Source organism: Longimonas sp. (assembly GCF_046498435.1).
Classification (GTDB): Bacteria; Bacteroidota; Rhodothermia; order Rhodothermales; family Salinibacteraceae; genus Longimonas.
Map to the genome: position 1 here is coordinate 1 of NZ_JAWOAR010000314.1, position 8,102 is coordinate 8,102.

Below are 8,102 nucleotides of genomic sequence, written 5' to 3' on the forward strand. Positions count from 1 at the left end.
GGCGTACAGTAGTTTGGTAGCGGATGTTTAGGTCGCTGTTTGTTTGCAGCTGGTTTTGGGTGGCCCGCCGTGCCAGTCCGCCACCGAGTGCCGGAGCCGAAGTACCGCGCGGAATGAAGGCCGTTGCGCTCTGTGTGAAGGCGTCGAGCCCAAGCAGGTAGTCAATGTTGAGTCCGTCGAGCGGAGTGAGCGAAAGCGACGTGCTACCGCGAAAGCGCTCGGTTTCTTGCGCAAAGTCGAAGCGCTCGCGCACCTCTATCGGATTAGCTAATACGCCTTGGTTCGGAAACTCATCCAATTCGTTAGCACGCGGATCGAAGGTGTTTGGGCCGAAGATGAAGCCCGTGAGCGCGCCGTAGTTGGCGTTGAGTCCGCCATTCGGCACTTCTTGCGAGGTGCTACGCGAGAATGCAGCTGTGCCCGAGACCGAGGCCCAGTCCGTCAGCGTCTGGTCGAGGCGGAGCCGCCCGTTGACCCGGCGGAAGTTCGTACCTTCGATGATGCCCTGGTTGGAGCGATGCGCGCCCGAGATGCTGTACTGGGTCGATTCGCTGCCCCCCGATACCGAAAGCGACTGTTCAGTGCCATAAGCGCGGTCGAAGATGAAGTCCTGCCAGTCCCACCGCTGCTCGCCGTCGGGGAGCGGGTCGCCAGCGTTATCTAAAAACTCACCCTGCTCGTTCTGTGCCTGGTTGACGGGCAAGGTGGAACGTACTGCATCCGTTTGAACGCGGGTCGTAAATGACACACGGGGCGCTCCAGGCTCGCCTTGCTTGGTAAAGATCTGCACCACGCCGTTGTTAGCGCGTGAACCATAGAGCGCTGCAGCAGCCGCGCCCTTCACGACCTCAATGCGTTCGATATTGTCTGGATTCAGATCAGCCAGCCGGTTTTGTGAACTCCCCCCCAGGTCAATAAGCTCGGGCGAGTCGTTGTTGATGATCACACCATCAACGATATAGAGCGGATCGGCATCGCCCAACACCGTGCTGGTACCGCGTAGCCGCACCGACATGCCGCCCGAGGGACTGCCGGAGTTCTGCTGCACCTGTGCGCCTGCAATCTTGCCCTGCAAGGCACGGTCAACCGAGCCGGCAGCGCTGTCTTCGATATCTTGCCCTTCAACGGTAGAAAGCGCGTTGCCCAGTTGGCGCCGTTCGGTAGGCACGCCGGTACCTGTTACCACGACCTCGTCTACGCCCAGCACATCCGGACGCAGGCGGACGGGCTCTACCGTAACGGCAGACTCCTCGTCCAGGGTGACCTCGCGTTCGATAGTCTGGTAGCCCACGAAGCGGTAGCGCAACGTGTAGGTGCCGGGGTCCAGCCGAGCCGTGAGCTCGTAGGCGCCCTCGGCATCGGTGGCAGCTCCGGCCGTAGTACCCGCTACCTGCACCGTAGCACCAGGCAGCGGGTCGCCCGTGGCGTCGTCGAGCACCTGGCCTGTAATCGTGTATTCAGATTGCTGAGCCCATCCCGGAAGGGCGCTCAATAGGCCGATAAGGACGAGTATGCTGAGGCGAGCACAGTATGACATAGGCACGATAGAGGACGATCGGACAGGCACGACTTTGGGCTTCATCCATTATACAAGTCAGCTGGGTACACACGCAAATGGCTGAATTTCCACGTGTTGGCGGTTTCATGGAAGGATGCACCACCTCCTCGCATCCTCCTGTCTTTTCTATACCGAGGAGGCGATTGGCTCCGAAGTAGCCAGACTTACACCGACAAGCGCGACGGCGGTGGCGGGCCATACCAGAATGGGAAACAGATCGGGAGCCATGGTGAGGTTTAGCACGGTGCTGGCCAACCCAACGACTACGCCAGCAAGCAGACCTGCATCCGTGGTGCGCGACCACAGCAGGTCCATCATTAGGGGAAGGCCGAGCGTAGCCCCCAGTCCGACAAATGCAAACTCGATGATGTCGAAGATCGTGCCCGGTCGAAGCAGTGCCATAGCAATGCCTCCTGCCGCCAGCAGCACGACAATACTTCGGCTTAGGCGGATGAGCACGGCTTGCGATACGTGCGGACGCCAGGTCGAATACCCCCGCGTCAGATCAGCGGCAGCGACAAGCATCATGGAGTCGGAGGTCGACAGAATTGCCCCAATGATACCGGCCAACAGCAGCCCGCCCAGCCAGCCGGGCACCAGGTCGGCCAGCGCAATCAGCGCGACGGACTCCGGATCGGTGGCGGCGCTATACAACACGCGTCCGGCCAGCCCGATGAGGAGCGGCACCGTCAGCCGTATGGCCTGAAACGCGATCGCAATGAGCGCAGCCTTCGGCAGCAGATCGGTAGAGCGAATCGCCTGAAAGCGCATCAGGCTGTGGGGCTGCCCAATAGCGCCAAACGCAAACGTAATCCACGACAGTATGCTAATGAGCAGCGCCGTGCCTTCGAATCCACCCGAAAGCTGAAGCAATGTGGGATCGATGTCCTGGACCTCTCCCAGGAAGGCGGTCCAGCCCCCAATCGCTGCGATGGCTGCAATGGGGAGAACCACAACCGCCAGCAGCACCAGCACGCCCTGCAACACATCGGTCCACACCGAGGCATTAAATCCGCCCAGCGTGGTGTAGACCGCAACCGCCCCGCCCCCGACAAGCACCGACGCGGCGTATTGCAGGCCGAGGGCGGTGTCGAGGGCCTCGCCCACAGCTATGAGTTGCGCGCCCACGTACGCCCCCATAAACACAAGGATGGCGAGAGTACCCACCGCTCGAATAGCACGGCGAACGCCCGTGCGGCGGACCGTACGCGCCAAGTGGTCTACCACGGTGTGGCTGTCCAACGCCTCGGATGCTTCACGAAAGGGGGGAGCCACTTTGTAGTACAGCAACCCGACCACTCCCAGCATAGCAATAGAGAACCAGAGGCCGTGAACCCCGGTCGAAAATCCGACCCCGACCCACGCAAAGAATGTCCACCCGCTGGCAACCGAGGCGACCTCTGAGAGCGCCATAGGGCCTGCCTCCACCGAGCGCCCTGCCAGCATGTAATCCACCAGCATACGCGTGTCGGCTGTGCGATAGAAATATGCCCCAATCCCCACAAGCAGCACGACAAAAGCTCCAAATGTAATCGTCAGGCTCCAGTCCATAGCATTCGAATTGATGAGCGGGCAAACAGCCGAGGCGGGCGTACGTAGCATAGCTAATGAAGTACCGCAGGTGCAAGCCCCACTCCAACGCCCGGAAACAGTCTTTTTGTGCGATTAATGGTTTTGTCACATGCACAATGAACCATTTCGCGGGACGTCTGTACAGGGAAGCGTAACAACATTTTTAACTACATCACAGTTGGCCTTTATCGTCGGGCTTAAGGCGTTTGCCTTCCTCCCTTCGACAGCGAACCGTGAGTCAACCAACACACCTATATGCAAGACGGAACAGTTAAGTGGTTCAGTAGCGAAAAAGGCTACGGCTTTATCGAGCGCCACGACGGAAGCGAAGACGTATTTGTTCATCACAGCGAAGTCTCCGGCGAGGACCTCCGGGATGGTGAGCAAGTGGAATTTGAAGTGGAGGAAACTCCGAAGGGACTCAGCGCGGTTAACGTGCAGCGTCTCCATGGCGTACGTTAAATGGCGTGGCAACACCCCATTTTGTACCAGGAAAAAGGCCCTGTCGCTTCGGCGGGGTCTTTTTCTCGTTTAGAGGGCGCTTATACGACACGTGACGTTCACTTCCTCAAAAAAACCATTTCCCGCATGTCCCTGCATGCAAAACGGAGCAGGCCCTCCAACCGCGTGACTTGCGATGCTCCATTTCGCTTCGCATGACGTTCGTTCATCATGACGATAGAGGACAGCCTGTGGAGAAATCCCGTCGTGTACACGCTATCACGTAACGTCTGCCCCTACCAAAAAAGAATGGCTGGAGCATGCAATACAGACAGCGATCCAGGAGGCATTGACTTCATGCTGTACTATGCTGTATCTTGCTTTGGTACGCGGTTATGTACAACTCTGTACAGCGCCCGAACAAATTGCGTGAACGAGTTACACGGCCTGCCGCGTTGTTAATTAGGACAGTGAAAGTAGGACAGTGAAAGTAGGACAGTGAAAGTGCGTAACCTGGTCATCCGTGACGATTTTTTTTGAGAAGAGCGTGGTACCCCGAAGGAGATCCCGGACCTCCTCCCGACTCCTGTCGGGATACGTCCGAGATGACTTTGGGGGGGAGGACGGTGGTCAATGCGAGAACAATTACTTTCACCTCAGCGCCTTCCTTCCAACCCGTCATCCTGGACAAGCGATTCCGACAGCGGTCGGAAGAGCGCGATCCAGAAATGAGCGGAGCGAATTCACATCGTAATCCAGAGCAAGGCATCAGCCTCTCGTTGCAAAGACATACCTGCTAAGGTACTTTTTGGGATCCACTTAAGCTATCCCACCGACCTGCTAAGATCCATCTGCTCATGAGCACCGCTTCTACTTTTGCGTTTGTCCCCGAGGCGTGGGAGGCCCTACGCGCTGAGGCTATGCGGGCCGAGCAAACCGTAGCGGTTCATCCCGATGTAGCGCGGTGGCGGGCCTACCGTGCGCTCGACATGGTGTTAGCTACTATTGAAGCCTATGAGGGCTTCCCCCCACAGCATCGTCCGCTGGCCGAGCGACTCACGCACAAAACATTTGTGCAGTGGCTCAACATGCACCCTGCCCCCGTCAAGATGTGGATGCACCGCATCCGCCAGGCCGGTATGGTAGGCGCTCATGTGGATAGCGAGTGGACCCGCTCGGTCGAAGATGCCTGCCGCGTCATTGAAACCCTGCACAAGCTGCTCTGGTGGCTGGTCGATACCTATGACAGTGTGCCCGCTGCCCGGCGTCCATCAATTACGTGGGGCGATCTGGACAGGCCTACCTCTGGTACCATCACAGAGGCTGATGCGCAACCCGCTACAACCCCTTCAGCGTCCCATGCCTCGACCCACCACGACGATGAATCGGCGCGAGCCTCGTTGCCGCCTCCCAATGTGACCAATGACACCGTGCGCGCGTGGCTGAGGCAGGTCCGGTCGGCTCCCTTGCCTACGGACACCTCCCAGCAGGCAGCAGCCCGCTTGCTTAAGCATATCCACACCACCAACGAAACCCTCCTCAGCCACCTATCCCCTGATGCCTGACGATGCTTCGCCGCCCGACGCTCCCGAACCGGCTCCCGACGCCAACGAACCCCTCGACTTTGCCGAGGCGGCCGAGACGCTGGTCGCGCTGCAAGAGCAGTTGGGCCGCTTCGAACACCTGACACGCACCCTCGGCGAGGTGGCCGACTCAGGCTCTGAACTCGCCGAGGCCTCCGAAGCACTGGCTCAGGCCCAACAGCGCCTGGCCGAGCAGACCAAAGAGCCATCTGATATCAACGCCAGCGTAGCGCAGTCGGTAGCGGCGCTGCATGAGTCGGTACGCTCGCTCAACGCGGGCATGCAAGACATCATGGACGAGGTCGGCGCACAGGGCGAATCCAGCAGCACGCGGCGGCGCTCCCAAGGCCACCCCTGGAACGCAGCTACATTCAGCATCCTTACCGGCCTCGCTCTCATTTTAATTGTGGTGATCGTGCAGTGGCGCACGCTTGACCTGGACGCCCCCGACACGCAAACCCCTTCGAACCCCGAACCGCAGGAAACGACCGAGTCGGAGCCCGAAACGGTTGTCGAACAGGCCCTCTATCCGCATCACGACCCCATCATCCAGGTCGAAGATCTGCGCGTGCAAGTGCTCAACGGCGTAGGGCAGTCGGGACTCGCGTCGCAGTTTCAGGAGCAGATTGAAGAAGTCGGCGCTCAGGTGCCTGAAATTGGCAACCTCCCTACCGGCACCGCACCCGAAACAGTTATCTATCTGCACCGCAACGCCTTCGACATGGCCGAGATCATTGCCGATGAACTGGGCATCGACCGTCGCCAGATCCTCCCAGGACCGCCTGCTCACGACACGGCCGTAGATCTTACGCTTGTCATTGGACAGGATTATCAGACGCTGGAGTGATCAGGACAATCCACACAGCCTCGTGCGTTCTCATCTCCCAACGTCATCGTTCGGATGGAGCGACCTCAACATCCGCCTGCATGAGCGACAACCGGATGCAGAAGGTCCGTAGCGTGTTGGATGCGTTATCGCAAACTCGTTAGGGACCAATCAGGGAGTGAGGAGAAGACAGTGCACAATCTTTTGGCTCACGAGTGTTCGGGGGGACGCGTAGCATCGCTGCTTGATGCAGCAACGGTGTCTTCTTCCGAACTCCCCTGCTCCCCCAGCATAGCGCGGTGGGCCTCGTAGGTCGCATCGGAGCCCCCAGCGGCGTGGCGCACCTGCGCGCGCTGACGCGGCAGCAGCATATCTACACGGTCCACGGTGCCAAGCCATACGCGCAGCGCCCGCATGTTACGACGGATAGTTGCCTGCACCTGGGGGGGAAGTGCCAGTGTGAGCGTACCCTGCGGCGGCACCACAGCATCAACCTCATGCGTCCAGTCGTGCAGCGTCAGCCGGTCGATGTAGAACATGCGCGGGCCGCTGTTCTCAAAACACAGGTATTCGTCGTTCAGGTGGATGCCTTGATTCGGAAGACGCACATCGCCCAGGCGGTACGCATCCAGATCCAGCGGGGTGGCATGCGAAGTGTTGGCATACGCATCCAGAATCTCGATAAAATCGCTGGTATAGTCCTTCAGCCAGCCGCAGTAGCTCTGCATCGCGTCGGCAGGACCAGTGACTTCAACGACGACCTGCGAAAACAAGTGTCGCTCCAGCAGTGGGTCAAACGCGTTGCCACTATGCTGCACCACCTCGCTTGAGAGCGACTGTACTTGCGCATCGTGCCGCCCGATGAGCCCGCCTGCTGGGGTCCTCGCTTTGGCTACGCCGATGATCATTCCAACAGACTGCAGCAGGGCATCGCGCACCATGCCCATCCAGTTGCGCACCCACCGTCCAATCCGGCGCAGCAGACCCGGGTCTCGGGTGCGTTCGATGAGCGCATCGCGGCGCATCTTGTCGGAGGCGTTGAGCCCCTCCGGACAGCGATACAGCGCGTGCAGCGATGTGTATTGCTCTTTGTAGAAGAGCACAGAGCGCTCCAAGTGCCCCTCGGGGGCCACGACCGGGGCGGGATACGTAAGCTCCAGCCCCGTTGAGCGGATGTCGGCGGTGCCCCAGGTGGCCTCGTGGGATTGCGTTACGAGTGTAATCGGAAACGCATCAAACGCCTTCAAGCACCGATCGCGTCGCCGGGTCCGCAGCAGCGCCAGCGCCGTGGCCACGACCAAAATAACTACGATTGTGAGCAGCGTAGAACCATCCACAGGCACAGAGACAAAAAGACGGGGAGCGTTGTGGCAACGATCAATAACTCGGTAGCGTGGCTTCAGCTGGCGGCGGGCCTCATCGTTCGCAAACGGACAGTTAACGGTAGCCTTCGCCACGTTGCGCGTGCTCGTCCAGGCCGTTGTGCTCTGCTGAATCGTCGCCCGGCCTAACAGTTGCTGACTGCGAGCTTACTGCATCTAACCCCCACGCGGTCCATCGAGCACTCCTGCTACGTCAATCCTCATTTTGATGATCATTCTGAAAGTTTCCCTCAACGCTTCAGACCAACTCTGCATGCTCCGTTAGGGGTGGAGGGGTGGAGGGGTGGAGGGATGCAAGGATGGAAGCGCGAACGAGCGGATGAAAAGCATTCATTCATCTCCACACGAGTCTGAAGGGCGACTGCCAACGTACATCGGGTGTTGCTCATACTGCAACCGGATCTGGTATAATCGGGCATCTATCAAGCAAGCACAAAAACAGGGTTGCCCCCGTCAAACGGAGGCAACCCTGCGGTGGTGTTCAGCGCGTAAATGAGCCAGTCTGTGGTTAGAGGTTCGGATTGGGCTCGGTCTCGGACCGTGTGAGTTGCAGCCATTGTGCGGTCTGCTCACCACCGACCTCATCCTTCAGGTGCCACTCGACCACGTCCATCCGGCGCTGGTCGGGGAGACGATGTCCTGTCGCGAACAGCGTGCGGTCCCGCTCAACAGCGAGCCGCTCCATGTCGATATCGCTGAGGTCACTGAGGCCGAAGCTGGCTCGAACAGCATTCACCAGT

Annotated in this window: 7 protein-coding genes; 3 read left to right on the top strand and 4 right to left on the bottom strand. The window is 59.4% G+C overall.

The features are described from left to right. Together R6U20_RS12050 and R6U20_RS12055 are read right to left on the bottom strand one after the other, a co-directional pair. Positions 1 to 1,537: carboxypeptidase-like regulatory domain-containing protein (locus R6U20_RS12050; protein ID WP_410338101.1), on the bottom strand; the 1,537-nt coding region annotated here is incomplete at its 3' end. Between the two features lie 147 nt (positions 1,538 to 1,684). Continuing rightward, complete coding sequence (locus tag R6U20_RS12055) at positions 1,685 to 3,160, bottom strand: sodium:solute symporter family transporter (protein ID WP_410338102.1); 1,476 nt, start codon at positions 3,158 to 3,160, stop codon at positions 1,685 to 1,687. Positions 3,161 to 3,385: 225 nt separating this feature from the next. Between R6U20_RS12055 and R6U20_RS12060 the strand changes: the two genes are divergently transcribed. The 3 genes from R6U20_RS12060 (at position 3,386) to R6U20_RS12070 (ending at position 6,001) form a co-directional block, all read left to right on the top strand. Then, positions 3,386 to 3,592, top strand: coding sequence for a cold-shock protein (locus tag R6U20_RS12060; protein ID WP_098061639.1), 207 nt, complete (start codon positions 3,386 to 3,388; stop codon positions 3,590 to 3,592). A gap of 836 nt (positions 3,593 to 4,428) precedes the next feature. Beyond that, positions 4,429 to 5,136 carry a hypothetical protein gene (locus R6U20_RS12065; protein WP_410338103.1) on the top strand — a complete coding sequence of 236 codons (708 nt, stop codon included), beginning with the start codon at positions 4,429 to 4,431 and terminating at the stop codon, positions 5,134 to 5,136. Continuing rightward, on the top strand, positions 5,129 to 6,001 hold the full coding sequence (locus R6U20_RS12070; protein ID WP_410338104.1) for a LytR C-terminal domain-containing protein: 873 nt from the start codon (positions 5,129 to 5,131) through the stop codon (positions 5,999 to 6,001). The genes R6U20_RS12065 and R6U20_RS12070 overlap by 8 nt, the downstream gene beginning before the upstream one ends. Before the next feature lie 188 nt (positions 6,002 to 6,189). Here the strand turns inward: R6U20_RS12070 and R6U20_RS12075 are convergent, their stop codons facing one another. Together R6U20_RS12075 and R6U20_RS12080 are read right to left on the bottom strand one after the other, a co-directional pair. After that, positions 6,190 to 7,317 (bottom strand): hypothetical protein, encoded by a 1,128-nt coding sequence (locus R6U20_RS12075; RefSeq protein WP_410338105.1) that lies wholly within the window; start codon positions 7,315 to 7,317, stop codon positions 6,190 to 6,192. 553 nt (positions 7,318 to 7,870) lie between these two features. Further along, positions 7,871 to 8,102: hypothetical protein (locus R6U20_RS12080; protein ID WP_410338106.1), on the bottom strand; the 232-nt coding region annotated here is incomplete at its 5' end.